The organism is Oceanisphaera sp. (genome assembly GCF_052084945.1).
GTDB lineage: Bacteria > Pseudomonadota > Gammaproteobacteria > Enterobacterales > Aeromonadaceae > Oceanimonas.
This window is the reverse complement of record NZ_JBQDEX010000022.1, coordinates 1-26635: the sequence shown is the minus strand read 5'-3', so window position 1 is coordinate 26635 and position 26635 is coordinate 1. Positions and strand designations below refer to the sequence as shown.

Annotated in this window: 24 protein-coding genes; 10 read left to right on the top strand and 14 right to left on the bottom strand. The window is 46.4% G+C overall.

What is annotated here, in order from left to right; genetic code table 11:
* Nucleotides 1–202 precede the first annotated feature (202 nt).
* Together ACTHY5_RS03615 and ACTHY5_RS03610 are read right to left on the bottom strand one after the other, a co-directional pair.
* On the bottom strand, nt 203–2437 hold the full coding sequence (locus ACTHY5_RS03615) for an acyl-CoA dehydrogenase (protein WP_441876502.1): 2235 nt from the start codon (nt 2435–2437) through the stop codon (nt 203–205).
* Nucleotides 2438–2464: 27 nt separating this feature from the next.
* Nucleotides 2465–3097 (bottom strand): TetR/AcrR family transcriptional regulator, encoded by a 633-nt coding sequence (locus ACTHY5_RS03610; protein ID WP_441876499.1) that lies wholly within the window; start codon nt 3095–3097, stop codon nt 2465–2467.
* A gap of 325 nt (nt 3098–3422) precedes the next feature.
* On the opposite strand from ACTHY5_RS03610, the gene ACTHY5_RS03605 reads away from it, so the two are divergent.
* Nucleotides 3423–3593, top strand: a complete 171-nt coding sequence (locus ACTHY5_RS03605) for a DUF2496 domain-containing protein (protein ID WP_441876496.1) — start codon at nt 3423–3425, stop codon at nt 3591–3593.
* Between the two features lie 74 nt (nt 3594–3667).
* On the opposite strand, the gene speA is transcribed toward ACTHY5_RS03605, so the two are convergent.
* The 3 genes from speA to folE all read right to left on the bottom strand — a co-directional run bounded on the left by speA (nt 3668) and on the right by folE (nt 6863).
* A complete protein-coding gene (gene speA, locus ACTHY5_RS03600) occupies nt 3668–5572 on the bottom strand; it encodes a biosynthetic arginine decarboxylase (protein WP_441876493.1) in 1905 nt (634 codons plus the stop codon).
* 185 nt (nt 5573–5757) lie between these two features.
* Nucleotides 5758–6048 carry a SelT/SelW/SelH family protein gene (locus tag ACTHY5_RS03595; protein ID WP_441876490.1) on the bottom strand — a complete coding sequence of 97 codons (291 nt, stop codon included), beginning with the start codon at nt 6046–6048 and terminating at the stop codon, nt 5758–5760.
* 158 nt (nt 6049–6206) lie between these two features.
* Entirely contained in the window at nt 6207–6863 is a 657-nt protein-coding gene (folE, locus tag ACTHY5_RS03590; protein WP_441876487.1) for a GTP cyclohydrolase I FolE, read from the bottom strand.
* Nucleotides 6864–7101: 238 nt separating this feature from the next.
* On the opposite strand from folE, the gene moeA reads away from it, so the two are divergent.
* Entirely contained in the window at nt 7102–8343 is a 1242-nt protein-coding gene (gene moeA / locus ACTHY5_RS03585; protein WP_441876484.1) for a molybdopterin molybdotransferase MoeA, read from the top strand.
* A gap of 69 nt (nt 8344–8412) precedes the next feature.
* Here moeA and ACTHY5_RS03580 read toward each other — a convergent pair whose 3' ends face one another.
* Nucleotides 8413–10359 (bottom strand): bifunctional metallophosphatase/5'-nucleotidase, encoded by a 1947-nt coding sequence (locus ACTHY5_RS03580; protein WP_441876481.1) that lies wholly within the window; start codon nt 10357–10359, stop codon nt 8413–8415.
* Between the two features lie 139 nt (nt 10360–10498).
* On the bottom strand, nt 10499–10969 hold the full coding sequence (locus tag ACTHY5_RS03575; protein ID WP_441876478.1) for a GNAT family N-acetyltransferase: 471 nt from the start codon (nt 10967–10969) through the stop codon (nt 10499–10501).
* 344 nt (nt 10970–11313) lie between these two features.
* Here ACTHY5_RS03575 and ACTHY5_RS03570 point away from each other — a divergent pair, with 344 nt between their 5' ends.
* The 4 genes from ACTHY5_RS03570 (at nt 11314) to ACTHY5_RS03555 (ending at nt 16854) form a co-directional block, all read left to right on the top strand.
* Nucleotides 11314–12588 (top strand): lytic murein transglycosylase, encoded by a 1275-nt coding sequence (locus ACTHY5_RS03570; protein WP_441876476.1) that lies wholly within the window; start codon nt 11314–11316, stop codon nt 12586–12588.
* Between the two features lie 663 nt (nt 12589–13251).
* Nucleotides 13252–14640 (top strand): L-cystine transporter, encoded by a 1389-nt coding sequence (locus ACTHY5_RS03565; protein WP_441876473.1) that lies wholly within the window; start codon nt 13252–13254, stop codon nt 14638–14640.
* Between the two features lie 201 nt (nt 14641–14841).
* Nucleotides 14842–15828: an oxygen-dependent tRNA uridine(34) hydroxylase TrhO gene (gene trhO, locus ACTHY5_RS03560; RefSeq protein ID WP_441876470.1), complete on the top strand. Its 987-nt coding sequence runs from the start codon at nt 14842–14844 to the stop codon at nt 15826–15828.
* 129 nt (nt 15829–15957) lie between these two features.
* Complete coding sequence (locus ACTHY5_RS03555) at nt 15958–16854, top strand: multidrug transporter (protein ID WP_441876467.1); 897 nt, start codon at nt 15958–15960, stop codon at nt 16852–16854.
* A 286-nt stretch (nt 16855–17140) separates the two neighbouring features.
* Here ACTHY5_RS03555 and rarD read toward each other — a convergent pair whose 3' ends face one another.
* Both rarD and ACTHY5_RS03545 read right to left on the bottom strand, forming a co-directional pair.
* Nucleotides 17141–18046, bottom strand: coding sequence for an EamA family transporter RarD (rarD, locus tag ACTHY5_RS03550; RefSeq protein ID WP_441876464.1), 906 nt, complete (start codon nt 18044–18046; stop codon nt 17141–17143).
* A 162-nt stretch (nt 18047–18208) separates the two neighbouring features.
* On the bottom strand, nt 18209–18808 hold the full coding sequence (locus tag ACTHY5_RS03545) for a hypothetical protein (protein ID WP_441876461.1): 600 nt from the start codon (nt 18806–18808) through the stop codon (nt 18209–18211).
* A 304-nt stretch (nt 18809–19112) separates the two neighbouring features.
* Between ACTHY5_RS03545 and ACTHY5_RS03540 the strand changes: the two genes are divergently transcribed.
* From ACTHY5_RS03540 to ACTHY5_RS03530, 3 genes are read left to right on the top strand one after another with little or no spacing between them, the layout of a single operon-like run.
* On the top strand, nt 19113–19640 hold the full coding sequence (locus ACTHY5_RS03540; protein WP_441876458.1) for a hypothetical protein: 528 nt from the start codon (nt 19113–19115) through the stop codon (nt 19638–19640).
* A gap of 13 nt (nt 19641–19653) precedes the next feature.
* Nucleotides 19654–21171: a molybdopterin-dependent oxidoreductase gene (locus tag ACTHY5_RS03535; RefSeq protein WP_441876456.1), complete on the top strand. Its 1518-nt coding sequence runs from the start codon at nt 19654–19656 to the stop codon at nt 21169–21171.
* Nucleotides 21172–21201: 30 nt separating this feature from the next.
* Entirely contained in the window at nt 21202–22080 is an 879-nt protein-coding gene (locus ACTHY5_RS03530) for a hypothetical protein (protein ID WP_441876453.1), read from the top strand.
* A gap of 93 nt (nt 22081–22173) precedes the next feature.
* Here ACTHY5_RS03530 and ACTHY5_RS03525 read toward each other — a convergent pair whose 3' ends face one another.
* Complete coding sequence (locus ACTHY5_RS03525) at nt 22174–23142, bottom strand: arsenic resistance protein (protein WP_441876450.1); 969 nt, start codon at nt 23140–23142, stop codon at nt 22174–22176.
* A gap of 260 nt (nt 23143–23402) precedes the next feature.
* On the opposite strand from ACTHY5_RS03525, the gene ACTHY5_RS03520 reads away from it, so the two are divergent.
* Nucleotides 23403–24065 carry a hypothetical protein gene (locus ACTHY5_RS03520; protein ID WP_441876447.1) on the top strand — a complete coding sequence of 221 codons (663 nt, stop codon included), beginning with the start codon at nt 23403–23405 and terminating at the stop codon, nt 24063–24065.
* Between the two features lie 153 nt (nt 24066–24218).
* Here ACTHY5_RS03520 and ACTHY5_RS03515 read toward each other — a convergent pair whose 3' ends face one another.
* From ACTHY5_RS03515 to ACTHY5_RS03500, 4 genes are all read right to left on the bottom strand, one after another.
* Nucleotides 24219–25217: a hypothetical protein gene (locus tag ACTHY5_RS03515; protein ID WP_441876445.1), complete on the bottom strand. Its 999-nt coding sequence runs from the start codon at nt 25215–25217 to the stop codon at nt 24219–24221.
* A 70-nt stretch (nt 25218–25287) separates the two neighbouring features.
* Nucleotides 25288–25608, bottom strand: coding sequence for a hypothetical protein (locus ACTHY5_RS03510; RefSeq protein WP_441876442.1), 321 nt, complete (start codon nt 25606–25608; stop codon nt 25288–25290).
* A gap of 5 nt (nt 25609–25613) precedes the next feature.
* Nucleotides 25614–25991: a hypothetical protein gene (locus tag ACTHY5_RS03505; RefSeq protein WP_441876440.1), complete on the bottom strand. Its 378-nt coding sequence runs from the start codon at nt 25989–25991 to the stop codon at nt 25614–25616.
* Nucleotides 25992–26030: 39 nt separating this feature from the next.
* The gene (locus ACTHY5_RS03500) at nt 26031–26423 is read right to left on the bottom strand and encodes an MliC family protein (RefSeq protein ID WP_441876437.1); all 393 of its coding nucleotides are present in this window, start codon (nt 26421–26423) and stop codon (nt 26031–26033) included.
* Nucleotides 26424–26635 lie beyond the last annotated feature (212 nt).

Here is a 26635-nt window from a genome sequence, read left to right as displayed (position 1 = left end):
CGAGCCCCCATGGATGGGTTTATGGCGTGTCGTGGAAGGTGACTCTGTTTCCTCTCGGTCCAGCTTTAAATCAGATCACATTTCTACTTAGATTGGTGTTACCAATAAATCTCTGTTCAGATCTCACCCCTATTTTCCGTGTTCTTCCGTAGCGCCAGTGTGTTGATGTCGTCTTTCTGGGCGCGATTGCTGGATGGTGCTGTTAAAGCTTACCGGGCTTAAAACTGTCAACGGCAATGGCTTGGCGGCGTAGCGCATCTGCGTGTTTTAGTTGGCTCACCTCATCATCATTAATAATGTGCTGCGCTTTACCTTGAGTGAGCAGCTCATCAAAAGATAACTTGCGTGCTAGGGTGCCGTTTTTTTGTGCCTGATGTAGCTTTTTCTCAATGCCTTGTACTGCCACCATGGCCAAGAAGGCCGCTTCTACTTCCCCTAAGCCTGGCTCCTCGGCGCTTGGCACATAACATAAATGCGTTAAGCGCTGACGAATACCTGAATCCGGTGTCATTAATAACTGACTAATCCCATGAGCATGTTTATCTAATGATTTTTTATAGCGATTACCTAACGGAAAAATTAATGTTTTTAATGTTGTTGCCACCCCACGATTGGGGAAGTTCGCAAAAAAACCATCAAGCGCTTCGCCTATTTGGTGCAAGTTATGGGTTAATGCATAATGCACAAAAGGCAGCTCATCTTGTGGGCGTCCGTTATCTTCAAAAAACTTAAGGGTCGCACTGCCTAAATACAGGTGACTCAGTACATCCCCAAGTCGTGCTGAGATCATTTCTTTACGCTTAAGATCTCCGCCTAATATCAACATCGACATATCGGCACACAGCGCTAATGCCTTACTCATGCGTGTTAATTGGCGATAATACACGGCAGTGTCACCCGACACAGGAGCACGATTAAAACGCGCGCCGGTTATCCCCTGCCACAGGGCACCAAACACATTACCAGTGGCAAAGCCTATGTGTTTAAACAATAAGCTATCAAACTCATCTAAGCCCGCAGCTTCATCTGGGTTCGCAGCCGACTCTAACTCTTTTAATACATAAGGGTGGCAGCGGGTGGCTCCTTGACCAAAAATCATTAAATTACGGGTAAGAATATTGGCACCTTCTACGGTAATGGCCACCGGAATCCCCATATAGTTATGGGCCAAATAGTTCTTAGGCCCCATTTGAATAGCCTTACCCGCATGCACGTCCATGGCATCATCTAGCACAGTACGTGCCATTTCTGTCATATGATATTTAGAGATGGCCGTAATAATGGCAGGGCTTTCTTTTAAATCTAACGCTTGTGCTGTTAAGCGACGAGTGGCTTCTAATTGATAGGTCAGACCACCAATGCGTGCCAAGGCTTCTTGCACCCCTTCAAATTTACCAATCGACAAACCAAATTGCTTACGCACATAGGCATAGGCACTGGTGCTGCGCACCGATAAATGACCGCTAGCCGTGCCTAGGGCGGGCAATGAAATACCTCGCCCCGCCGATAAACACTCAACCAACATCCGCCAGCCACGCCCCGCGTGTTCAGGGCCACCAATAATCCAACTCAGTGGAATAAATACGTCTTTACCGCGTGTGGTGCCATTTAAAAATGCCAGCCCCATCGGAAAATGACGGTCACCGACCTCAACACCAGGATGAGAAGTCGGGATCAGTGCACAAGTAATGCCTGGCGCTGGGTTATCACCCAGTAGGGCATCGGGGTCAAAGAGCTTAAAGGCCAAGCCTAATACAGTGGCTCTGGGGGCGAGTGTAATATAGCGTTTATCCCAATTAAGGCGAATGCCCAACACCTGCTCGCCATCATACTCCCCTTGGCACACCACACCTGAGTCAGGAATCGCACCTGCATCTGAACCCGCCTCAGGCCCAGTAAGGGCAAAACAAGGAACTTCATCCCCTTTGGCTAACCCTGGCAACCAGCGGTCTTTTTGCGCTTGAGTACCATAGTGCATAAGCAGCTCACCGGGCCCTAAAGAGTTAGGCACCATAACGGTTACCGCCGCACTCACACTGCGTGACGCAATACGCGCCACTATGGTGGAGTTAGCGTAGGCCGAAAAATCACGCCCGCCATATTCTTTGGGAATAATGAGTGAGAAAAAGCCTTGCTGCTTAATGTAATCCCATACCGGCTCGGGGAGTTCACGATCGTGGTTCACTATCTGATGGTCATCTAGCATGCCCAGTAGGGTTTCAACTTGGTTATCAAGAAAGTGTTGCTCTTCATCGCTTAAGCGAGAAGGCCCATAAGACAGTAGTTTTGACCAGTCCGGCTTGCCACTAAATAAGTCGCCATCCCACCATACTGAGCCCGCCTCCATGGCCTCGCGTTCAGTCACCGACAAGGGCGGCAAAATTTTTTTAAAGGTGGCAAAAGCTGGTTTGCTGATCCAATTTTTACGTAAACTCATGTTCCCACTCCTCATTAACCACTTGGGTTACTCAATAGGCTTGGCACCGACTCCGCTGGCAAGATACGGGATCATCTTGCGCACCAGCCCTTCAACATCAATGTTTTCATTAAAATCAGTTTTCGCAATATCGCGCAGCGCTTCACTAGACGCCATGGTGAACACCACTGTACCCAGCGTAAAGTGCAGCCGCCAAAATACGTCTGAAGAGGATAAACCGGGGGCCGCTTTTTTAATGGCTTGGGTAAAATTATTTAGCACTTGACCGTAATGATTCACAATAAACCAGCGCAAAAAGCCCTGATTATCAATATACCCTCGGCCTAGTAGCTGTAAAAAAATCGCAGGTCCTTGGCCGTGTATATTCGCCAATTGCATCAGTGGTGCAACAAAGCAGTTAAACACTTGGTGTAAAGTGACACTCGGTTGCGCCAGCAAGTGCAACAGTGCCGTGTCTGACGCTGGCATAAAAGTGGCTAAGTAGCGATCCATCACCGCCTTAATAAGATCTTTTTTTGAACCAAAATGATAATTAACCGAGGCTAGATTAACGCCTGCATCACCGGTAATCTGTCGTAATGAGGTATCACTAAACCCCTGCTCTGCAAATAGCAGCTCCGCAGCATCAAGTATCTTTTGTTTGGTTTCTTTTTTAGCCACAGGCACCTCAAATAAAACAACTGTTTAAAATTTACGTTTCATATACCAAACTTGTCAAGCTAAATCACCAGCGCCAGCTTAAGGTGAGACCTCAACACCTTATTTTTATAAAATTATCATTTTTTTTGGGAACTTTTTGCCATGAGCCCACTCTGATATATTGCCACTGTAATAAAGCACTAAGTTCGCCCAGCACTGCTGGGCATTTTTTTGTCTCGCATTTAGCGTCGATACCCCCCTCTCTTTAAGAGGCGGTTAGTAAAATGAGTGACTTATCACCTTAGCGTTAAATCTTCATCACAGCATATAACAAAGAGAAACACCCATGGATTTGCATCAGGTACCCGCAGACGTAGCATTAGCGGTAGATTTAATAGAGCTATTAGAAGTGAATCAGGTAGAGGTAGAAACCGCCCTCAGCGCATTGGCTATGGTAAAGGCTGATTTTGAGCGTAAGCGAGAGAATCTCCTGAGAGATGAAGCAGACAACAGATAAGAAAACACCGCCTCACTAGGGCGGTGTTGGTATAAAAAACGGCTCAGATAAAGCGTACGTCTTTACGTCACAGTTTAGCGTTCATCTTCTAGGTAAGTATAACCTTCTAACCCTGCATTTAGCTCTTGGCGCATCATAGTACGGGCTGCTTCATCTAAATGAGGCTGATTTAATAGCGTCTCATATCGAGCATTAATAACCGTAGGGTCAATATCGACATAACGCAACATATCCGCCACTGTGCTACCACTTTTTACATCACTTACTACCACCTCGCCCTGACTATCTACCGACACCTCTGCGCTGTGGGTATCACCAAATAAGTTATGCATATCCCCTAATATTTCTTGATAAGCCCCCACTAAGAAAAAGCCAAGATACTGGGGCTGACCAGGAATAAACTCAGGCATAGGTAGTGTAGTCTCTACCCCCTGACCGTCTACATATTGATCAATGGCGCCATCAGAGTCACAGGTTATATCCAAAATAACAGCGCGGCGCCTAGGTGCTCTGTCTAAACCGCTAAGCGGTAATACTGGGAATATTTGATCAATCCCCCACGCATCAGGCAATGATTGAAACAGTGAAAAATTAACAAAACACTTATCGGCTAGCTTTTCATTTAGCTCATCAATAATCGGACGATGAGCACGATTAGTAGCACTCAGCTTAGACTTAATGCTTAAGCAAATATTTAAGTGAATTTCTTCAGCCCATGCTCGCTCTTCTAGAGTTAGCAACCCCATATTATATTGCTGATGCGCATCACTGAGCTCGGCGACTGTATCGTGATAAATTTCGAGTAAGGGCGGATCCTCTTGGTCCAGACCTTGCCATGTTTTCCAAATATTATGCAGTAGCAGTGCCGTACCTTCAGCAGGAGCCTTAGCTTGCTGTGGCTTAGCCGATTCGATGCTGATCACATCAGAAATTAATACCGCATGATGCGCAGTTATGGCCCGCCCAGACTCACTGATGATCAGTGGGTGGGGCAAATCAAACTCACGACATACATCACCAATGCCCCACACCACATTATTAGCATATTCACGTAAGTTGTAGTTAGCCGAGCATTCGCTTTGCGAACGAGTGCCTTCGTAATCAACGCCAAGCCCCCCACCCACATCAACAATGTTAATTGGGACACCTAGGCGGCGCAATTCACCATAAAAACGGCCACATTCACGTATCCCTTTTTGGATATCCCGAATATTGGCAATTTGTGATCCTAGGTGAAAATGCAGCAGCTGCAACCAATGCAAACAGTTAGCTTCTCTTAGCTGCTTAATCAAATTCAATACATGCGCGGCACTCAGGCCAAATTTTGATTTTTCACCACCACTAGACTGCCACTTACCCGCACTTTGTGATGCTAAACGCGCCCGCACGCCAAGCCGAGGCTCAACATCTATGCACTTGGCTTCTTCCATCACCATGGCCAGCTCAGAGAGCTTTTCGATCACAATATAAACTTGATGACCCATTTTAGTGCCTAGCAAGGCGAGTCGAATATACTCTTTATCTTTATAGCCATTACACACAATCACCGACTCAGTTTCGTGACTGTGTGCCAGTACGGCCAACAGTTCAGGCTTTGAGCCCGCCTCTAACCCCAAACGAGGCTTGTCTTTATAGGCTTTGGTCACTGCATCTAGCACGCCACGCTGCTGGTTTACCTTAATGGGATAAACGGTAAGGTAATCGCCTTGGTAGCCATATTCATCAATCGCCTCATTAAAAGCGCTAAATAACGCATCAATGCGACTTTTAATAATGTCAGGAAAGCGTAATAGCACAGGAGCGGCATAACCGTCTGCTTTTAGCTGCTCTACTACATCAGATAAAACAATACTGGCATGTGGGCGAGACTTATCGGGAGTGACAATCACTTGCCCTTGTTCATTTAGATGAAAAAAGCCAGCACCCCAGTAAGGTAGGTTGTATATTTTGAGTGCGTCATTGGTGGACCATTCGGCCATATTCTTTGCCCCCTTTATAGGTAAGGGCCACAGAAACCCACCCCAATAGAGGGTGGAAACGTTACATTATTGATGCCCATTGGCGCATGGCATTTTAGCGACGCGATTCTACACAGAGCCGTGGCGGCTGACTAGCAAAAAACGCATTTATTACACTTTTTTTACCTGTTTTTTTCGCTTACTCATTAACGGTCGTTATGGCCTAAATCTCGCTCTGGTGCAATATGATCTCGCAGCCGTTGCTTAATAACTTTGGCTTCAGGAAACCCTTCATCAGCAAGGCGACACCAGATTAATTGGCCATCTACTATAATTTGAAATTGCCCCTTTTCGCCGGGGATTAAAGCCACCTCTCCCACCTCATCGGTAAAACTGGACAATATCTCTTGTGCAAGCCATGCCGAACGTAATAACCAGCGACACAAAGAGCAGTAACGAATTTCCACTCTGGGCTTAGTGGTATTTTGGAGCGTCATTATATTCCCTTACAGATCAAGTCCTATTGAAAATGCAGCCATACGCCATACATCTACACTCCCCCTCTAAATAAGGCCTGTATAGGTATACAACTTCAAGACACTGTTCTTAAAGCCTGCAGCGTACTGGTTTACGGTTTAAAGCTCCTAGCAGAGCTTCAACGTACCACACCACTTAAAAATTCGTGGCGCGTTTCGGCTCGACTTTTAAAGATGCCCCCCAAAGAAGTGGTAGTGGTACTACTGGTCGCATCCATCACGCCACGTGCTTTTACGCAATAGTGGGTGGCACTGATGCTTACGGCTATATCATCAGACTCTAATAGGGTTTGCAAGGCGACTAACACTTGTTGTGTAAGTCGCTCTTGTACTTGAGGACGACGAGCAAAGAATTGCACGATACGGTTAATTTTTGACAAACCAATTACTTTTGAGCGAGGAATATAGGCGACGGTCGCGGTGCCATCAATGGTCACAAAATGGTGCTCGCAAGTGCTGGTCAGTGTGATATCACGCACTTGCACCATTTCATCGACTTTCATCTTATTGTCGATCAAGGTAATTTTAGGGAAATAGCTGTAATCTAGACCTGAAAAAATTTCACGCACATACATTTTAGCGATGCGCTGCGGTGTTTCGGTTAAGCTGTCATCAGTTAAATCGAGCCCTAACACATCCATCATCTCGGTCATTAAGCCGGTAATACGCGTTTGCTTTTCATCAAGCGTTAGGTTGTTGCCTTTCATTGGCGTTTCTAAGCCGCGCCTTTCAAGGGCAGAGCGGACTCGAATGGCGGCATCACTCAAAGCAGTCATGGTGGTTCCTGTTAAAGAAATAAGAGACAAAATACGATGGCAAGAATGGTAGTGCATTTGCCGCCTATAAGGAATGCCAGATTAGCGACCTTAACCTAGCAAGTAACTGTCATTATTGGCTGCCCGTGATTGAGAAAGGCTCCCAGACCGATTACCTTATGTTAAGCGCACTTAACCATTTTTAGGTCGAGCCATTCCCCTGGCTACTCACAAACGACCCTATTGGAGGAAGTACAATATGACGACATTTGATCCCTGTAACCAACCCAGTTTACGCCCCTACCTCGACGCCAAGCAAGAAATGCTTAATCAGCTAGATAAAGTGAACAAAAATGAACTGGTCGGTTTGGATAAGCTACTAAATCGGGTGTTAGCCGACGACCTTCACTCTCCGATTGATGTCCCCTCTTTTGCCAATTCCGCCATGGATGGTTACGCCCTGCGCGCCACAGATGCAGTTGAAGGTGCCGCGCTTACCCTAGTGGGTACTAGCTTAGCGGGCCACCCCTTTAATGGCCAAATTGAAGCTGGTGAGTGCGCGCGTATTATGACCGGAGCAGCCCTGCCATTGGGAGCAGACACTGTGGTGATGCAAGAAAACTGCCGCTCTGAGCATAACGTGATTTACCCAAGTGGCTCTATTATTAAAGGGCAAAACGTGCGTTTTGCTGCCGAAGATATGGCACAGGGCGAGCGGGTCTTTACAGCAGGCACACGTATTAATGCCCGGGTACTCGCCATTTTATCTTCTTTAGGGTTAGAACAACTGTATGTGCAACGCCCACTGACGGTGGCGGTATTATCAACCGGCGATGAGCTAAAAACACCCGGCCAATTATTAGGCCCGGGGGATATTTATGACTCCAACCGCATTGGAGTTAGCGCCATGCTGCAACGCTTGGGGGTAAACGTACTTGATTATGGCATCATCAAAGATGACCCCGATGTGATCCGCCAAACATTAATCAAGGCCGCCCAAGAGTCAGACGCCATTGTGACCTCTGGCGGCGTGTCGGTGGGCGATGCTGACTATATTAAGCAAGTATTAGAGGATATTGGCCATATTGGCTTTTGGAAATTAGCGATTAAGCCAGGCAAACCGTTTGCATTTGGTCATATCAACGGTTGCCCTTTCTTTGGCCTGCCCGGTAATCCTGTCTCTGCCGCAGTTACCTTTCATTTATTAGTTCGACCGGCACTGGCCAAACTCATGGGTGAGCCTGTGCCGTCACCCGTTACTTTACAAGCCACAGCCTTAATGCCCTTTAAGAAAAGTGCTGGGCGAATGGACTTTCAGCGCGGCTGTGTGAGTACTCAAGCCGATGGCAGCTTAGGCGTTGTGGCTGCAGGCGCACAAAGCTCGGGGGTTTTTAGCGCCTTGGCCCAAGCCAACTGTTTGTTACATTTAGAACAAGACCGCACCGATGTAGCCAAGGGTGAACACGTTACCTTAGAGCTCATTGATGGCTTATATTGGTAAACCATCAGGTCATTACTCATCCGTTTGCGGGCAAGTGATGACTTGCCCGCTATGAGTGAGTAAAGGAGGTTAGTAAATGCGGTTCAACGTGACGCCGGTTTCAGGTAAGGCCGTTAGTATGGGTCGGCGGTCTTGCACATAATCAATCAATGCTTGGGCATCAGCGTTGCAGCTCACGCCAAGGTGTTGGCAATCTAGCGCTTGTTCTTGATAGTGAACGGCTATGGCACCTTGCTCATTTTTACTTAGCCGTGATACCGAGAACGCGGTGAGTTCACCTTGCACATAAGCTAAATCCAATCTGTCTGTTTCTGCTTGCTGAGCTTCAAACAACGTATCCCACCCATCATTACCTGAAGCATGATAGCCCGTTAGCACGACCTGATAGCGCGCATCAGGAGTAATGCGTTGCCACTGCCCTTGATGTAAGTATTCAATATTAGCTAAATAACCACGACCACGACTCGTTTCATTAAAGGTGTAACGCAAACCGCCGCCATAAGGAAACTGACCTGCATGACCATTAGCGCCAATAGCGCCATTAATGGTTTCTAATAATAAGCGCGTTACCTCACGGCCAGTAAGAGAGACCAGGCTCACCGCATTCACAAACGGCAATATATCTAGCCCTACATGCCCTTCTTTTAATTCTCCTGCTTCAATGCTGTTACGCACCGCACCCGCAGCCACCAACGAAAAGTCAACCTCTCGTCCACTCACGCCACGCACCTTGGGCGTATTAGCCCAATACAACTGGCTTGCTGCCACTAAGGGCGCGACTTGAGAGCCTTTATTGGCAAAAGGTACCCGTACATGTTGCAACGGGGACGGCACATGTCCAATAACGGCCCCGTATGTACGAAGTAAGTCAGGACGGTAAGCTTCATCAATATAAGCCCGTAAGTCCGGATCTTCGTCTACTAAGGCCGCATTAGGCTGCTTGGTAATAAAGTCGGCAATACGCTCTTGTTCAGCGTCTGCCAGCTGGTGTTTATCTGTTCGACGCACATCATTGTAAAAAATCTTATCTACTAGCAAGGTATTAGTGCCCTCACACTGGGTTACTTGCCCCTCTAAATTAAAGGTGACGGTCAATTCGCCCATTGCCTGAGCAAACTTACCCGCTTGCACCACGCAACTGCTACCAAGACCATCAGGGTTCGTAAACTGTTGCGCGTAAGGTGCCGCTTTCTCCCAGCCTAGCTCACTAAAATCACCTAATAATGAATGCGAATGCCCCCCTACAATCACATCAATGCCGTTGACCTTTTCGGCTAACTGTTGGTCTTTATCTAACCCTAAATGCGTTAACGCAACAATATGCTTAACACCCTGTTGAGTTAGGGTATCTACTGTTTGTTGGGCACTGGCAAGTTCTTGCTTAAATTGCGCTTGGCCAATGTTAGGCGCAATCGTTGCCATATCTTCTAACACTAACCCCATTACTGCGACCACAGGATATTTTCCGGCATCTTCTACATTGTCTATGCGCTTCTTTTTACCGCCTTTGAACGCATATAATACATAGGGGGTTAAGTTTTCAACAGCCTGCAAATCACTATCTTGGCCCACATCTAAATTAGCCGCGACAATAGGGAAGGTCACTCCGTCAATAAAATCACTTAGTCGCTGATTATTAAGATCAAACTCATGGTTGCCCAGTACCATGGCATCTAATGGCAGCTGATTTAACAGATCTGCGTTCATTGCGCCTTCATTTAGCTTAAAGTAACCACTGCCCTGCCAAGCATCGCCGGCATGTAATAGTAAAAATGGTTGTTCTGCTTGTGCAGCCTGCTGCTGAAGTTGCTTAGCATAAGACAATAAACGCGGGTGCCCCCCAACACGGGTATATAAGGTAGTGTCGTTTAACGTCAACTGCACATCACTGGGGTCAAAGTGTGAGTGCGTATCATTAATATGTGCCACAGTGAGGCTTAACGGTTGCTCGGGCTGCGAGCTGGCACACCCCGCCAAGGTTAAGGTTAATAAACCAGCGATTAAGGGTTTGTTCATGTCACTGTAAGCTCCAATAATGCATTAAACGGGGATAAGGTTACTGCTAAAGCCACAATAACAACCGAGATAATGAATGTGTTAACAATAATTGATGTGCAGCGCTGTTACTGAGCACTGCGCTCATCTAGTTGGGTTATTATGCTAGTGATTTTTCCATAATAAAACGGGTAAACTCTAAGTCACCTTTAACTAATTGCTCTTCTTCTACTAACCGATAGCCGCGCTGCTCAAACACAGGGCGCGATAACACACTGGCATCGGTACGCAGGCAGGAGACATTACGCCGACACGCCTCTTGTTCAATATCTTCACACAAACGGCCAGCAATACCGCGCCCTGCGTGGTCGCCCAGCACATACAAAAGTGCAAGGTGATCATCAGGATGCAAAGTAGCAAAGGCGACCGGTATTTGATTACAGGCCATTACCCGGGTATAGCCCTTTAACACTAGCGCTTTAAAGTCGGCGGCATATAAATACGGAAAAGCAGCCCAATACTCTACCTGTTCATTACTATAACCTCGGCGCCCTTGCTGCATAACGGCATCGTGATAAATAAGCTCAAGGCTACTGAGGTCAGTGTCTTTAAAATCTCTAATCAGATACATAACCGCTCCGATCGAATATCTGTTGTGCAAGTGAATAGCATATCTCGCAACTCGTTTTAATTCACCCATCCCTGCTAGTACCTTAGGCCATAAGTGCAAAGTGGCGGTCTATATCATTCCGCAAGATGCACCATAGTACCCAAAATGAATAGAAAGGAAGTGGCTTTGCTGATCATAGCAAAGCTAAGTGACACTATCTGCTTATGGACTGTCATTTTTATTAATTGATTATTATCCATACAATCTACCTCTAAGAGTAAAATCACCCTTCCCTCTTTTATTTTTATTCCTATCGGATATGCTGCTATATAGCCTTATACCATGCTATTAACTAATGAGATTTCATGTTTAAACAACACTCTTTAAGTGCACTCATATTAGGTACAGCGTTAACCGGCTGTGCCAGCCATGCCACTACGGTGTCAGCAACACCAACCACAAATACTCACCAAGCCACTGCAGTAAAAGCACCGGCCCCCGCCGCCCAACCGGCAGAATTGGCTGATTTTAAGACGTGGCGCAATAATTTCCGTAAAAAAGCTTTAGCTAAGGGCATCAAACCGGCTGTGTTTGATCGTGCATTTAAAGACGTTAACGTAAGCCAACAGGTGATAAAATTAGACGGGAACCAGGCAGAATTTACCCGCCAAATTTGGCAATATCTTGATACTGCCACCTCAGCGACGCGCGTCAGCACTGGTCGTGAGCAAGCACAAAAAAGAGCGGGTACGCTTAGCGCCATAGAAGAGCACTATCAAGTAGATGCCAATGTGGTGTTATCGGTGTGGGGTATGGAAACTAACTATGGATCTTATCGCGGCAATATCAACACCATTGCAGGTCTTGCCACCTTAGCGTTTGAAGGCAGGCGCCGTGACTTTGCCGAAAAACAACTTATTGCCGCCCTAACCATACTACAAGCGGGCGATGTTACCCCTGAGCGCATGCGCGGTTCATGGGCCGGCGCCATGGGACATACTCAATTTATGCCCACCAGCTATTTAGAGTACGCACAAGACTTTACCGGTGATGGTAAGCGCGATATTTGGTCTGAAGATCCTACCGATGCACTGGCTTCAACTGCCGCTTATCTAAAGCGCTTTGGCTGGCAACATAATGCACCTTGGGGTGTAGAAGTGAGCTTGCCGAAAGACTTTGACTATACCCAAGCTGATCAAAGTAATCGTCAGTCGGTCTCTGAGTGGCAAAAACAAGGCGTAACAACGGTAACCGGGCAGCCATTACCCGACTATGGCAAGGCCGCTATTTTAGTGCCCGCCGGCGCACATGGCCCCACCTTTGCTATTTTTAAGAACTTCTATGTGATCCGTCGTTATAACAATGCGACCTCTTATGCCATGGCAGTAGGACATTTAGCTGAAAAAATAGCCGGCGGTGGTGAATTCGTCGCCAAGTGGCCCAGAGATGAACGCGCCTTAAGCCGTAGCGAAAAGAAAGAGCTACAGCGTGCATTAACCGCCAAAGGCTTTAGCACCCAAGGTGCCGATGGTGTAATAGGGCCCAATACCATTAAAGCCATTCGTGCCTACCAACAATCTCGCGCGCAAGTTGCCGACGGCTACGCTAGCGCGTCGTTATTAGAGCAACTGAAGAAATAAAGCCATACGTCTAACGCGGTACGCTATAGCTATAAAGTAAGCGCTACGCCTTACGCTGACCGCCTTACGTTAAAGAAAAACACCGGCTTGTTTTTTGCGTAAAGCGGTCGGCGTAAAGCGTACCGCCGTCGGTGTGATGGATTGCCGCGTCGCTACGCTCCTCGCAATGACCCCTTCGGGTAGCTGTCAGCGATTAGCTACACAAATAATGCTGAACAAGTGGGCACACTGCACAAAGACATAGTCCTGCGTCGTAGCAGGAAGCCTTGCAGTTGCCCTTAACTTACAGCTGATCGCTGAAAGCTGACCGCTTTAACTGTTTGCGTATGGCGTACAGCGGATAACGTACGGCTATCTTTAGCTCTAGAACTTCACTCAACACTCATCCCTCACCACTCATCACTGTCTTTTAGCTCTGATCTCTATTTTTCCGTGTGCTTCTGTGTATTCCGTGGCAAAAAATGGTTAGGTTTAAAACCTACCGCAGAGCATGGGAACAAGAAGGTTTGCTATTTTTGTACAACGGTTAGCGTAAAGCGTACCGCTGTCTGTTAGTGCTATATGCTCAATTGTTAGCACTCATAACAAAATAGATTATAGCTCAGACGAATCTGCTGATAACATTGCACATTAACCACATAAATTACTGTTTACGGAGTAACCATGCTGCTGGTGTTATTTAATCTAGCTGTGTTTTTATTATTGATGCTACTGCTGGGTAAACTGGCCCGCAGCGGGCAGTCTCTTTCGCGTCAGGTATTAACTGGCTTAGTGTTTGGTGTTGCCGCCGGTTTTATTATGCAAGCCTTATATGATGCCGCGACCATTGCCGATACCCTAGAGTGGGTCAACATGGTGGGTTCAGGCTATGTGCGCTTATTAAAAATGATCGTGATCCCCTTGGTCTTAGTGTCCATTTTGGGGGCAGTGGCTCGCCTGCATAATGCCACTTCGTTAGGCAAAATTAGCGCATTAACACTGGGCGTCTTGCTGTTTACTACTGCCATTTCTGCGTTGGTCGGCGTATTTGTTACGCAAGCGTTTGGCTTAAATGCTGCTGATTTAGTGCAAGGGGCTCGAGAGCTGGCTCGTGCGGAACATTTAGAGTCACAAGTGGGCAATGTAGCTGATCTTTCCGTCCCTCAGTTAGTAGTATCGTTTATTCCTAGCAACCCCTTTGCCGATATGACAGGCGCCAGTGCGACCTCTGTCATTGGTGTGGTGGTGTTTGCCACTTTCTTAGGGTTAGCAACGCTTACCTTATTAAAAGATGAGCCCGAATTAGGCCGTCGTGTTATCGGTGGCATTGAAGCCTTACAAGCATTAGTAATGCGCCTAGTACGCTTGGTGATGAAGCTAACGCCGTATGGGGTGATGGCATTAATGACTAAGGTGATTGCCGGCTCTAACTTACAAGATGTCATCAGCTTAGGCGGTTTTTTAATTGCCTCTTACTTGGCCATTGCCATTATGTTTGTGATCCACGGTGTGCTACTGACTTTAGTGGGGGTGAATGCGAAACGCTTTTTCACTAAAGTTTGGCCAGTGTTGGCGTTTGCCTTTACCAGCCGCTCTAGTGCCGCCACCATTCCACTCAACGTGCAGGCACAAACTAATAAGTTAGGAGTGCCAGATACGATAGCGAACTTCTCGGCCTCTTTTGGCGCTACTATTGGTCAAAATGGTTGTGCCGGTATTTATCCCGCAATGTTGGCAGTGATGATAGCGCCGACTATGGGCATTGATGTGCTAGATCCACTGTGGCTTGCCACACTCGTGGGCGTAATCACCCTAGCCTCCTTTGGTGTGGCAGGTGTGGGCGGTGGTGCCACTTTTGCCGCTTTAATCGTGTTACCCATTATGGGGATGCCAGTGGCATTAGCCGCCTTGTTGATATCCATTGAACCCTTAATTGATATGGCGCGTACCGCATTAAACGTGAATGGCTCTATGACTGCCGGTACCATTTCAAGCAAGTTACTGGGGCAAACCGACCAAGCCGTGTTTGCCAAAGATGAAGAAGACGGCCAAACCGCTAACGCAAGTTTATAAGTCAGTATTCAGACAAAGCCCCAAGCCGGTTAGGTTTGGGGCTTTTTTTATTGTTGATTTATGGCCCAGTGCTGGCGGCTTTGTGCTCACATCAGGTTAAAAGTTTGATATCATTTACGCCATTAGGCTATGCATGCTCGCATGGTCACCCCTTTTATTAATACAACGCATTAATGTATGCATAATGCGTTGGAGGAAGTTATGTCACAATTTGTTGTATGTGCCCTTTATAAGTTCGTTACCCTAGATAACCACCAAGCGCTGCGCGAGCCACTGCAATCCATGATGGAGTCAGTACAAATTCGTGGCACACTGCTGCTGGCCAATGAAGGCATTAATGGCACTGTTGCCGGCTCTCGTGACGCCATTGAACAACTAAAAGCCTGGTTTGCTAACGATGTCCGTTTTAATGGTATTGATTACAAAGAATCACTCAGCGAAGAGCAGCCTTTTTATCGCACTAAAGTGAAGCTGAAAAAAGAAATTGTGACCTTGGGCGTTGAAGGTATCGATCCTAAACGCGTAGTCGGTACTTATGTGGCGCCTAAAGATTGGAATGCGCTTATTTCCGACCCCGATGTGGTGTTGGTAGATACCCGTAACGATTATGAAGTGGGCATTGGTACCTTTAAAGGTGCCCTTAATCCCAATACCGACAGCTTTCGTGAGTTTCCTGAATACGTTAAAAACAACCTTGATGCCAATAAGCATAAAAAAGTGGCAATGTTTTGCACCGGTGGCATTCGCTGTGAAAAAAGCACGGCTTATCTTAAAGAGCAAGGCTTTGACGAGGTGTACCACCTACATGGCGGTGTATTAAAATACTTAGAAGAAGTGCCCGCTGAAGAGTCACTGTGGGAAGGCGAGTGCTTCGTCTTCGACAACCGTGTGACCGTGGATCATCAACTACAACCCGGTCAATATCAGCTGTGCTCGGCTTGTCGTGCGCCTTTGTCGCCTCAAGACTTACAACATGCCCATTACCAACATGGCGTGAGCTGTGCTCATTGTTATGGCAAGCAAACGCCCGAGCAGCAAAGCCGTTATGCGGAGCGTGAGCGCCAGCTGCAATTAGCTCAAGCACGCGGCGAAGCACACATTGGTAGCGATGCCGTGGCGGCTGCCGAGCAAAGACGCGCTGAAAAATTAGCACGCAAAAAACAACAACAAGAAAAGACACAGCGGTAAGCTTTAAGCCGTCAGCTCTCAGAAAGTGAGCAAGACTAACCCTAACCAAAAAAAACCTAACAATACAGGGTGTTTTTTCTTTAGCTGACCGCTTATCGCTGACGGCTTATCGCTTCGTGGAACGAACCCATGCTCTGGATCCCTTTTACACTGTTTGCAGCCTTTATGCAGGCGTGGCGCAATGCGTTTCAAAAGCAGCTGAGCCAAGATTTAGGTGCCACTAGCGTCACCTTGGCACGCTTTATTTTGGCAGGCCCCATAGCGGCACTTTATTTATGGGGCCTGTATTACTGGCAACCGAGCCAGCCGCTGCCGCACTTTACTCAAACGCACACCGGCTATTTATTTGCAGCTTATATTATTGGTGCGGCGGTATGCCAAATTGCGGCCACCGCCTTGATGGTGCGACTGTTTCAACTGCGTAATTATGCGGTGGGAGTGGGACTTGCCAAAAGTGAAGCCATTTGGGCAGCCATCTTAGGGGTGGCATTTTTTGGCACCCTGCTCTCGCCATTAGGTTGGCTGGGGGTCGTGATCGGCAGCCTGGCTGTGGGCTTATTGAGTGGTCTGCGCCACGTTACAGCCCACGTTTCCCCCAAAACCCTGATCCTAGGCGTGGCCAGCGGTTTAAGCTTTGCTCTCACCTCACTGTGGGTAAGAGAAGCCAGTTTATTACTGGCACTCGACTTTCCTTTTTCTGCCGCTTGGGTTTTGCTGCTGGTGATCAGTCTGCAAACGCTGTTATTGGTCAGCTGGTTAGGTATTCGTGATCCCGCCAGTTTAACTGGCTTAATCAAGCGCCCTACTCTCACCGCCTTAGTCAGCATCACCAGCTGTTTAGGCTCTATTGGCTGGTTTAGTGCCATGAGCTTAGAAAGCGTGGCCTTGGTAAAAACCTTAGGACAAATAGAAGTCTTATTTACGCTGCTGATTTCTACTTATTATTTTAAGGTGAAGCTCGCTCGCCAAGATAAATGGGGGCTGGCCTTAATTGTGCTTGCCGCCCTGTGTGTGATGTGGGCGTAAAGGCAGCGCTACGTTATACGCCGTACGCTTTACGTTACAAATCAACACCAAGCCTTCGGAGAGCTGTCAGCTTTAAGCGGTAAGCTGTCAGAAAAACAAAAAGCTGAATTGCCGCGTCCTTGTACTCCTCGCAATGACGAAAGGCTAGCTCCGGCTTTTCGTAAATAACCTTTCATACGTCAAGACGTTGCGTTAAATTTTAAGCCGTGCCATGGTATTTATGTGAATAAATTGCCCCTACAAAAATATTGCAACTCATCGAATGTCTAACTAACAAAAAGCTCGGCTAGCTAGGAGGGTTACCGTCAAAGGGGTAACGTTTAAAGGTTAGAAGCTGCTTCACCCCTTCTAGCACTAATAAACCCACCGCCAGCCAAATGGCGATATACGTCGGCCATTCTGCGGCTTTAATGGTTTCCCCTAACACCAAAGACACCACCACCAACAATACCGGCTCAACATAGCTCAATAAGCCAAACAAACTAAAGGGCAACTGACGACTGGCCAAAATATAGCATACCAAGGCCAGTGCACTGATCATGCCAAGCCCTAATACCAATAACCATAAGATGGGGCGCTCGCCAAAGGCGGCAAACGGCGTATCAACCGACAACACAAACCAAGCAGCAACCGGGATCATTAACAGCATATCGCACCATAAGCCGCCTAAGTGATCGCTCCCCAACCAGCGGCGCCACACAAAATAAGCCGGATAACCAATGGCCACCACTAAGGTTTCCCACGACACCCCACCGGCATGCCATACTTCGTTCGTCACCCCAACAGCGGCAAAGGCTACTGCGGCCCATTGTAAACGCGTGGGTCTTTCTTGATATAAAAAGCGGCCAATCAAAACCAATACCAAGGGCATCATAAAATAGCCCAAGGAAACGGGTAGCCCGCGGCCATTTATCGGCGCCCACATAAAAATCCACAGTTGCACGCCTAGCAAGGCGGCGGATAACGGCAAGCCTAGCCACAATAACGGCCGCGACTTCATCTCTGCGAATAAATCAGTCACCAGCTTCCAATCGCCACTGTAAAGCAAGAACAACGCCACACAGGGCATAGTCAGCAACATACGCCAGCCAAACACCACCTCACCATTGAGTGGCTGCATTAAACTTGCATAATAATACAATAACGCAAACAGCACAGAGGCCAATACCGACAGCGTAATCCCCTTAGTCACTTTGCTTTCCTCTTATGGTGGGTGTGTTATATAACGAAGTGGCTAGAGTTTATCAGCTATCAACCTCATGTTGAGCTAACTTAACAATTAAAAACTGTTTTTAAGCCAGATATTGGGCATTAATAAAGCAACTTAGCTAAAGACTTACCCGTGCGAAGATAGCTACCTGTCGGTTTTCTGGCAGGTATCAAGGTAGCGATACCAGTCATTAAGTAAACGGCTGCGGCTATCTATATCGTTTGCATGCTGCAGTGCCCCGAATATCTCCATATATTTCTCGCGAGCTTGAGTTAACGGCTCACTATCATACTGCACTTTCATCCACTCTCGTTCTTGGCTGGTTGGCTCCTCGAGAAAATCGTCTATTTGATAGAGGTAATCTGGCATCATCAAGTTAGATGAGTGCCATATATTTTGCATCGGTATGGGGCGCAAAAACAAATACGGAAGCATGTAAATATTACTTAACATTACATTCAGCAGATAATGCTGCGCTTTTTGTGAAGACCCGATACGGTAGTGTGCTAATGCGGCATATAAAAAGAACGTAGGCTCGCCCATGTCATCAGGGAACTCTTGTTCAAACCAGTCTAAAAAGTCGACTGCTTTTTCAGGAGCATCACTCAGTACAAAGTAGACACACACCCGGTATCGTTTTCCTGAACCGTCTGATACTGCACCAAATTGTTCCTTTTCTTTAAAGAGCTCTCTTCGGGCCCGATTAGCACGGTCGCGGTACTTTTTTTGTTCATGAGTTAGCAAAGATCCACCTCAAAAAATTAATATAAAAAAACATCAAAGTGCTACATGCTAGTTTTCTAGTGAATATTTAGCATGAAGCTTATAAATGGGCTCTATACATCACTTTAAACAAAGCTATTTGCGAACCCAGTGCTATTAGTTTAGAATTTTCAAATATAGCTACATACTGCTTAAGTTAGCCTTTATTTATAATATAAGTAATGCCAGTGTTGTATCAGGTTAAGGAATTGCTCTCACTGTGTCAGCACCAACCTACAATGAATACTCTTTAATTGAGATAGTACACAGTAATGGAAGATTAGTAATGGAAGATAAAGACTCTCCTGCCCTACGTGTTGGTGTGGATTTTCGTGATACTCAAAACGCCACTCAACCCGTGCTTAACCATATTAAAGCCGGCAAAAAACGCGCGCCATTGCTGCGCTATATCCGCATCAACCTGCCACGTACTACCCGACTGCTACTGATTGGCGTGATTGCCGTAATAGGCAGCGCTTCAGCAGCAGTGGCGCTACTCAAGCATGAGCCCTTTCTATTTGCGACCCCGGTATTATGGGGAGTATTTGGGGCGGCCGTTATATTCGTTGCCGTAGGGTTAATCACCTCCGCCCGTATTTGGACATGGGGCTTGCTCATCGCCTTGTGCTCTTTGCTGGTCTATATTGGCGGCCTATTGGGCAATGCGCCTTATGTTTGGCATGGTGCCAGTGTGGTTAACGCCGCCATCTGGAATATTACGCTGCTTGCCTCAGTGGCCTACCTCGTATTGTTTGGGGCACTGCGCTACGGCATGATAGTTGCCGCTCCCGATAACCAACATTTTCTGGACTGATAAGGGTTTATCAATGGATCTCGGTTTTCCATGGTGGCTTCGTGTGGAGCATTTCCTTAATATTATTTTTATTACGTTTCTGGTGCGCTCAGGTTTAGAAATTCTGGGTACCTACCCTAAACTGTATCGCTCACAGCATACTGTGCCAGGCACTTCTTGGGCTCAGTTTACGGTGCAAGATGAACCTAAACATAAGTACTACACAGTAGGCGGCGAAGACAGCGACTACTCGCCCCGCATTTCTCTGCCTGGGCGGCGCTCCCTTGGCCTAGGGCGCTATTGGCATTTTATAACCGTCACCGGCTTTGTTAGCTGCTGGGTAACCTACTTTATATTGCTCTTGGTAACCGGTCAGTGGCGACGTTATGTTCCCACCAGTTTAGACACCTTTACTCAGGCGGGCCACGATATGCTGGCCTATCTTGCCTTCACCATGCCCCACCCCGTTGAGGGCATGGTGTTTAATGCCCTGCAACAACTGTCTTATGGCTTTGTGATCTTGGTACTCACGCCTTTGGTCATCTTAACGGGGGCATTTCAGTCTCCGGCCATTGCCAACCATTTTTCGCGTATTACCCGTTTGCTCGGTGGCCGCCAAGTGATCCGCAGCACCCACTTTTTATGCTTGGTAGGATACGTCACATTCTTTGCAGTACACGTGGTTTTGGTCTTTATGCACGGCTATTTGCACGAAACCTCAAAAATGGTGTTGGGGCACTCTAATAACCCTGTTTTGGGCGGCGTTATATTCAGTATCGGTCTCGCCCTTGTTATCACTCTGCATGTGGTGGCCACGCGGTGGAGCTTGGCAGACGGCCGAGCGGTTGAAAAGTTACATAATATGATTGTGCGACCATGGTCAAACCTACTGTACAAACTGCCGGCGCGCATGCACTACGATCGCTCCAATATCACCGGTAAAAATGTAGACCTAAAGAACAGTACCCACAACTTCCGTGGCAGCGGTCGGCCACCAGAAGCCGACGAGTATCTGGCGCTGATGGCCAACTGCTACGAAGACGACTACGTACTTGAAATTGGTGGCTATGTTGAGCGCCCAATAACGCTAACCATAGCCGATCTTCGCGAGCTTGCGGCCGGCCACTCTCAAACCACACTACACCACTGCGTGCAGGGCTTTACCTCCATCGGGCGCTGGCGCGGTATTGCACTGTCAGATCTATTGGATTTGGTTCAGCCACTGCCCGGTGCGACTGATGTGGTGTACACCAGTTTTCAGAATATGGGCCGCGATGACGTACTATATGAAGGCGGCATCTATTACGAATCCACCCCCATGGTTGAGGCCCGGATGCCGCAAACGCTGATTGCCTTTGAGCTGAACGACGAAGGCGAAATTCCTGCCAAAAATGGCGGCCCAGTAAGACTCCGTTTAGAAACCTCAACTGGGTTTCGTAGCTTAAAGTGGCTAGAACGTATTGAAGTGGTCAACCGCTACGACATTATCCTTGAAGGGCGCGGCGGCTTCTTTGAGGACACCGACTTCTATGATCGCAACCAGCTGATCTGATTGTTCGCGAAAAGAAAAGGAAACCGTTTGATGACGCTGAAAAAAACACGCCCACGCACCCAAGCCGAGCTTGATGCCTACATGGCCGCGCGCCCAAGGCCGGTGCGCAACACCTATGAAGGTATGTACCCGCTGCACCAAGATATTGAGCTGACAGACGAGCAGGTGCAAATAGTGCAAGACTACCTGAAAGAGGTGAACTTTCATCTGCCAGGGGCCGCCCATGAGTTTCTCGTGGTGCGCTGGGCACGTTACACCGGCTTTCAGTTTATGCAGGAAGATCTGGAAGCCTATGCCATTGGCCTTCGCTGTACCCATCCCGGTATGGAAGATCAGCACACCTTTATTCGTATGTCGTGGGGCCAGTTAATGGGCGATCCTGACGCGGTTCGCCTGCCGGTTAATAACCCCGTGCTCGCAAGCGATATGATGACCCTCGCCCGCTATCGTGATACCCGCACCGGCCCCTCACGCACGGGTGTTAACGCCTATGGAGCAGCGTCCGATAACACGACACCCAACACTTCTGCACCCGGCACCGACTTTGATCTCAAGCTGTTAAACGGCGCACTTGATGATGTACTAGCACAGCACCTTAGCGGCCAAGGCCGCGAAATAAACTCATGGTGGAACCCTGCTCTTCATTGGGGCGTAGCTTTAGCTGGGCGCTACCCGCGACTGAAGTACTTCGAATCTAAGGGGCGCCTAAATGATCATGCTTTGGCGACATTACACGCTTTTGAAGCGCGAGCAGCCCAGGCGGAAACTGCCCTAAACGAGCTAGGCTTAGCCCTGCCCGCCCACGTGGCTGAGCATGCGCTTAAGCAGGCACAAAAAGCGGAAACTGGCCATTTTTCTCGCCGTCATCGCATTCGCAATCCACAGCCGCTTACAGACACAAAAAAATAACGTTATTACCGCAGTAACGGTATTAACTTCATCGCCGCTTTCCTTATGAGTAGCCAGCGAGGTGTTTGCTAGCTGGCGCCATTTAAGGTGGTATTAGCTAGATTTTTTTTCAGGAAACAGCCGCGCTGATAACTTGATATACGCTGCTGCTGATTGCACTTGAATAATATAGGCTAACGCAATTAATACCGCCGCCTGCGCGCCAGCCTCGCCAAAGGCTGTCATCGACAACGCCAGTGCAATCGATAAATTACGCATCACAGTGCCATACACTAAAGCGATACCGTCACCACGATCAAGCACCTTGCGAGCCACCACAGTACTAATAACATAGTTGATGGCATACAAGGCCAATAATGGCAAAATAAGCGTGACCACCAACGCAGGCGACGCGACTAAATCTTGTCCTTTAAGTGCCATTGCCACAAAGACAACGCCCAGCACGCCTAAGCTAGAAAAAGGCGGAAACTGCGGTGCTAATCGCTGTTTAAAAACCGTTTCGCCTTGTTTTTTAACCAGCCACAGCCGAGTCAGTTGTGCCAACACAAAAGGAAGCGCAATAAACAAAATAATTTGTTTAAAAACTTGGCCTAACTCAACAGGTACATCGGCACCCATTAAAAACTTCACATAAAATGGCGTTAATAACGAGCCTAATAATAATCCAATAATGGTCATTTTAATGGCAGACGGGACATTACCTTTAGCAAAACCAGTCCAAGATATAGTCATGCCGCTGGTCGGTAATAACGCGGCCAACAACAACCCCAGCGCCAACGCTGGCTGCTCTGCAAAAAACACGCGGCCTAAGCCATAAGCGACCAAAGGAATACATAAAAAATTAATGCCCACCGCCCACCATTGAGCACTATTGCCACCCGGTGCAAGCAGTTGCTGGGGCTTAACGCCAACCATCATCGGATAAATCATTAACAAGGTGAGAGGTGCAATAAATACCGCTAACCCTTGGGTAGACATTGTTAGGCTAGCAGCCAAGCCCAACACTAAAAATAGGGGAATACTAAGACTCAAATTTTTACTTAACCACAAAATGCCTTTCATGACTCACCCCCAGCTCGCTACATTAAACGTTACGTACGATAAACCTTGCCCGCTATAAATTTAGATCTTTCTTATATACAGGTTAACAGCAAATGATGCTAAAGGTAATTTTTGTGGGCAAGTTTTAAAAACTCAACGTAAACCAGTAACGATAAGCCCTAGTTTTATAAAAGAAAAAGTGAAATACTGACTGTCAAACATTGCTAGGCGAAAACGCCTCTCACCGATAGGTTTAGCCACCAAACTATGGGCGCATAACCATGCTAGAAGATAACAACAGACTGTCTATTAACATTGGCGTGATTGATTTTACGCTAAGCCTACCGCTAAAGATCGAAAGGGCCTGCGTATTTTTGCCTGAAGACTTAATTGAGGCAGTAAACTTTAGTGATTTGCTAATGGTCATTGAGCCCCCTGCAGACTGGCTCTTTCAACACCAAGCGCAGCTTTCTGAAATATTTTCTTGTGTCATTATTTCAAAGAAAGATAAAGCATCAAGCAAACTAAAAACTATTCAGCTACCACAAAGCGTACCTTACACTCATTGTGTGCTAGATCTGACAGATGCATTCAACCAGCCTTCTCTTGTGGGTGTAGATCTGGGCGACTTTTGCACCATCATCAGTCAGGGAAATCGACTGCATTATTACCAAAGTTCTTGGCTCACATCAAAAACTCTGGATTCAAGCAACCTCTCCTCGCATTTAAAGGAGCTTGATGCTTTGAGCAATATCAAAGGGCTTTTTACCGTAGCCGCTCTCTCGCAGCAGCATAGCCACGACATAGATGCTTATATAGATATTGCAAGCTTTGTGCGCAATAAAGGGAATGAAAATACGATTACAGCCTGCGCTGTGCGTTTTACTCCTGATGAGCCAGCAAGCAGAGCAAGTGTCATTGCCGTTGTTTTAGAGACTCGATAATTATTAATTATCTAAATATATTATTTTAATAAATAATGACAACTTAACTTTTACCTTAATTATTATTTCGCCACTGATAATAAACTCTTACCAGTGGCAGCATAGCGAATAAAATCGGCTGACATAACAATTAATCTTATCATTCTTGATGTATTATTTACTTTGATGCCTATCAATTAGCTCTCTAACATAACGATTTGAATATCCATGACTAACAACAATAACATCAAGACCAACATTTTTATAAATATTTAAAGAACGTTCAATTGCGTTTATAATCCATGATGTTTTATTACCGAATGCACCACCGCCAATGAGTGTAATATACACTTTATTATTTCCAGTCTTGTGGTAATTTAGAATACCGACACAAATAAGCGCTTCGTATGAAGCTTCTAAAATAATCTTGGCAAATGCTTCCCATAACACTGGTGACTGATTTGAATACGCAACAGGAAGCGCGGAACAATAGGCTTGGGTTACAGTGTGTTTTGAGTCATTTAATGTTACTTCTGTTCCCCATTGAACTCCAATACGTAATAACTTTCTTATTTCATCAACCTCAGATCCAGCGGCTATTTTTATTTTATCACTAATTTCTTTCAACCCCTCCTCTGATGCTAAAGCATAACCGTTTTTCATCTCCCAAAGACGGCTATCTACATTTCCCAATGCAGTACCAATATCAGCAAGGCAATCTATTTGATTATTAGATGTTTGACCTATTTCGCAGTTAACTTTTGCGAAGTAATTTCGATAAATCGTTCCTGCTCCTGCCGCTATAGCACAAGCAGGTCCTTGTGTTCGATCATATTCATAACCACTTACTCCTTGCTCTGGCGTAATATTAGGAGAAACCATTTCTAATAAGTTAAACTGGGAAGCAACTTGAAATAAGGAATCAGCATTTAATTCTTCGATATGTAGTTTCTGAACATCAGCAATTACTTCACGAACAGATATTTTTTGAGTTTGACATTTAATCTGATGAGCGCGAGTTCGCAATTCTGCTAACGATGGAGTTTCTAAGCGCCCACAGATATACTCCTTATTATTTATATGAGACTTTAATATCTCACCGTTAACAGACAGGTTTTTACGAACTTCCGCTGGAGATCCTTCTGAAAAACCAACCAACTTTTCAAACCACATATCACACTCCTTTGTAAAGCAGTTGAGTCAAAAAGTGACTCATACTGATTAGCCTTATTATGCATTTTTACTATTCAATTATATGCCTTACAGGATCCGTCCGTTCGCGAAATTCATCTGAGAGTTTCAATAAAAGGCTTTCATCAGCCAGGCCTTCAGCACGAATGGCAAGTAACTGTAACCATGCTTTAGAACGACTATGGCCATCAAAAATAACGCTCATTTGTTTATCACGGCTTTCAACTAACCTATAATTCAACAAATACCTTTCATGAATATCTTTACTTTCATCATTAATCACATCTTTAAACTCAGCAAAGCAACGCGAGCAATATTTTACAATAGCTTTTTCTTTTATCTTCTTAAATACTTTCCAATCTGATTCATTCATAATCATTACTCAAAGTCATAATCATCGTTGAATAGTTCCATCTTACTATTTACATACTCCATTATCTCGTCGTATTCAGTCTCTTCTACCTGCTTGGCAACTACGAAACAAAAGAGATATGAGGAAATATAATGAAATTTGTACTGTTCCTTTGACTTTTCATCGCATGCCCAATCTCTTTGTACTTGTTCTTCATTCTCATCCATCATCTCCTGAATGAGAGCGGCATAGTTCATGCTATTTCTTTTAGAGAAGATCAGCGGCGCAATTTGGTAAAGGTTTTGGACCTGAATGTCACCACTCTCTCTGGCCGCTTCTTCAGCCTGCTCCAAAGAGCCCTCTGCTTCTTTAAGCCATTGCTTCATATTTTTTGTAAGCTTCATAATACATAACATCCACTTGCATAGGGCTTATTCTAAAGTCTACTTTATAGCAAAAATCTGTTTGCAATTTTTATATTGGACTTGCCATTGACCGTCCTGATCACGTGCTTCAGCGAATGCATTATCGCCCTTAGTCCACCAGACCATGCTTACCTCATCCGTATACCGAGCACCCGATGCAGAGATGACATTAGGCAAAGTGTACTGCTTACCACTAGGCATGGTTACCTTCACAAAATTGAGACTTCCATCTGAAAGCGAATAATATTTCGCTACTATCCGAGCACCGCTTTCACATTGGTAAACTAACGGTGTGTCCCCTAAAAGCTCTAAACTACTTTTATCAACAGATGTGCTTGATGCCACGCACGCAGAAAGAGCAAAGTTAACAGCTACCAGTAGCACCAGTCCACATTTGTACCTTTTAAGCATTTTCTTTTCCTTCCGTCATCGTAGAGCATCAAAGACCCAATAGTAACCATTGAGATGGTAAATATAAATGGCTTGGTCTACACCGTTTACTGCCTCAATGCTTGTACCTTGTCTAATCACCTTCAGTACCACCCAACGTAAAAGCTGAAACCTAAGGAAACCTAAGTTGCCACCCAATGTTAAACTGTTTCACTAAGACTCATATTGAGCCA

Coding starts and splice junctions, on each gene's coding strand:
- ACTHY5_RS03615 (WP_441876502.1), bottom strand. CDS start 2,437: ATGAGTTTACGTAAAAATTGGATCAGCAAACCAGCTTTTGCCACCTTT.
- ACTHY5_RS03605 (WP_441876496.1), top strand. CDS start 3,423: ATGGATTTGCATCAGGTACCCGCAGACGTAGCATTAGCGGTAGATTTA.
- speA (WP_441876493.1), bottom strand. CDS start 5,572: ATGGCCGAATGGTCCACCAATGACGCACTCAAAATATACAACCTACCT.
- ACTHY5_RS03595 (WP_441876490.1), bottom strand. CDS start 6,048: ATGACGCTCCAAAATACCACTAAGCCCAGAGTGGAAATTCGTTACTGC.
- folE (WP_441876487.1), bottom strand. CDS start 6,863: ATGACTGCTTTGAGTGATGCCGCCATTCGAGTCCGCTCTGCCCTTGAA.
- moeA (WP_441876484.1), top strand. CDS start 7,102: ATGACGACATTTGATCCCTGTAACCAACCCAGTTTACGCCCCTACCTC.
- ACTHY5_RS03580 (WP_441876481.1), bottom strand. CDS start 10,359: ATGAACAAACCCTTAATCGCTGGTTTATTAACCTTAACCTTGGCGGGG.
- ACTHY5_RS03575 (WP_441876478.1), bottom strand. CDS start 10,969: ATGTATCTGATTAGAGATTTTAAAGACACTGACCTCAGTAGCCTTGAG.
- ACTHY5_RS03570 (WP_441876476.1), top strand. CDS start 11,314: ATGTTTAAACAACACTCTTTAAGTGCACTCATATTAGGTACAGCGTTA.
- ACTHY5_RS03565 (WP_441876473.1), top strand. CDS start 13,252: ATGCTGCTGGTGTTATTTAATCTAGCTGTGTTTTTATTATTGATGCTA.
- trhO (WP_441876470.1), top strand. CDS start 14,842: ATGTCACAATTTGTTGTATGTGCCCTTTATAAGTTCGTTACCCTAGAT.
- ACTHY5_RS03555 (WP_441876467.1), top strand. CDS start 15,958: ATGCTCTGGATCCCTTTTACACTGTTTGCAGCCTTTATGCAGGCGTGG.
- ACTHY5_RS03540 (WP_441876458.1), top strand. CDS start 19,113: ATGGAAGATAAAGACTCTCCTGCCCTACGTGTTGGTGTGGATTTTCGT.
- ACTHY5_RS03535 (WP_441876456.1), top strand. CDS start 19,654: ATGGATCTCGGTTTTCCATGGTGGCTTCGTGTGGAGCATTTCCTTAAT.
- ACTHY5_RS03530 (WP_441876453.1), top strand. CDS start 21,202: ATGACGCTGAAAAAAACACGCCCACGCACCCAAGCCGAGCTTGATGCC.
- ACTHY5_RS03525 (WP_441876450.1), bottom strand. CDS start 23,142: ATGAAAGGCATTTTGTGGTTAAGTAAAAATTTGAGTCTTAGTATTCCC.
- ACTHY5_RS03520 (WP_441876447.1), top strand. CDS start 23,403: ATGCTAGAAGATAACAACAGACTGTCTATTAACATTGGCGTGATTGAT.
- ACTHY5_RS03515 (WP_441876445.1), bottom strand. CDS start 25,217: ATGTGGTTTGAAAAGTTGGTTGGTTTTTCAGAAGGATCTCCAGCGGAA.
- ACTHY5_RS03510 (WP_441876442.1), bottom strand. CDS start 25,608: ATGAATGAATCAGATTGGAAAGTATTTAAGAAGATAAAAGAAAAAGCT.
- ACTHY5_RS03505 (WP_441876440.1), bottom strand. CDS start 25,991: ATGAAGCTTACAAAAAATATGAAGCAATGGCTTAAAGAAGCAGAGGGC.
- ACTHY5_RS03500 (WP_441876437.1), bottom strand. CDS start 26,423: ATGCTTAAAAGGTACAAATGTGGACTGGTGCTACTGGTAGCTGTTAAC.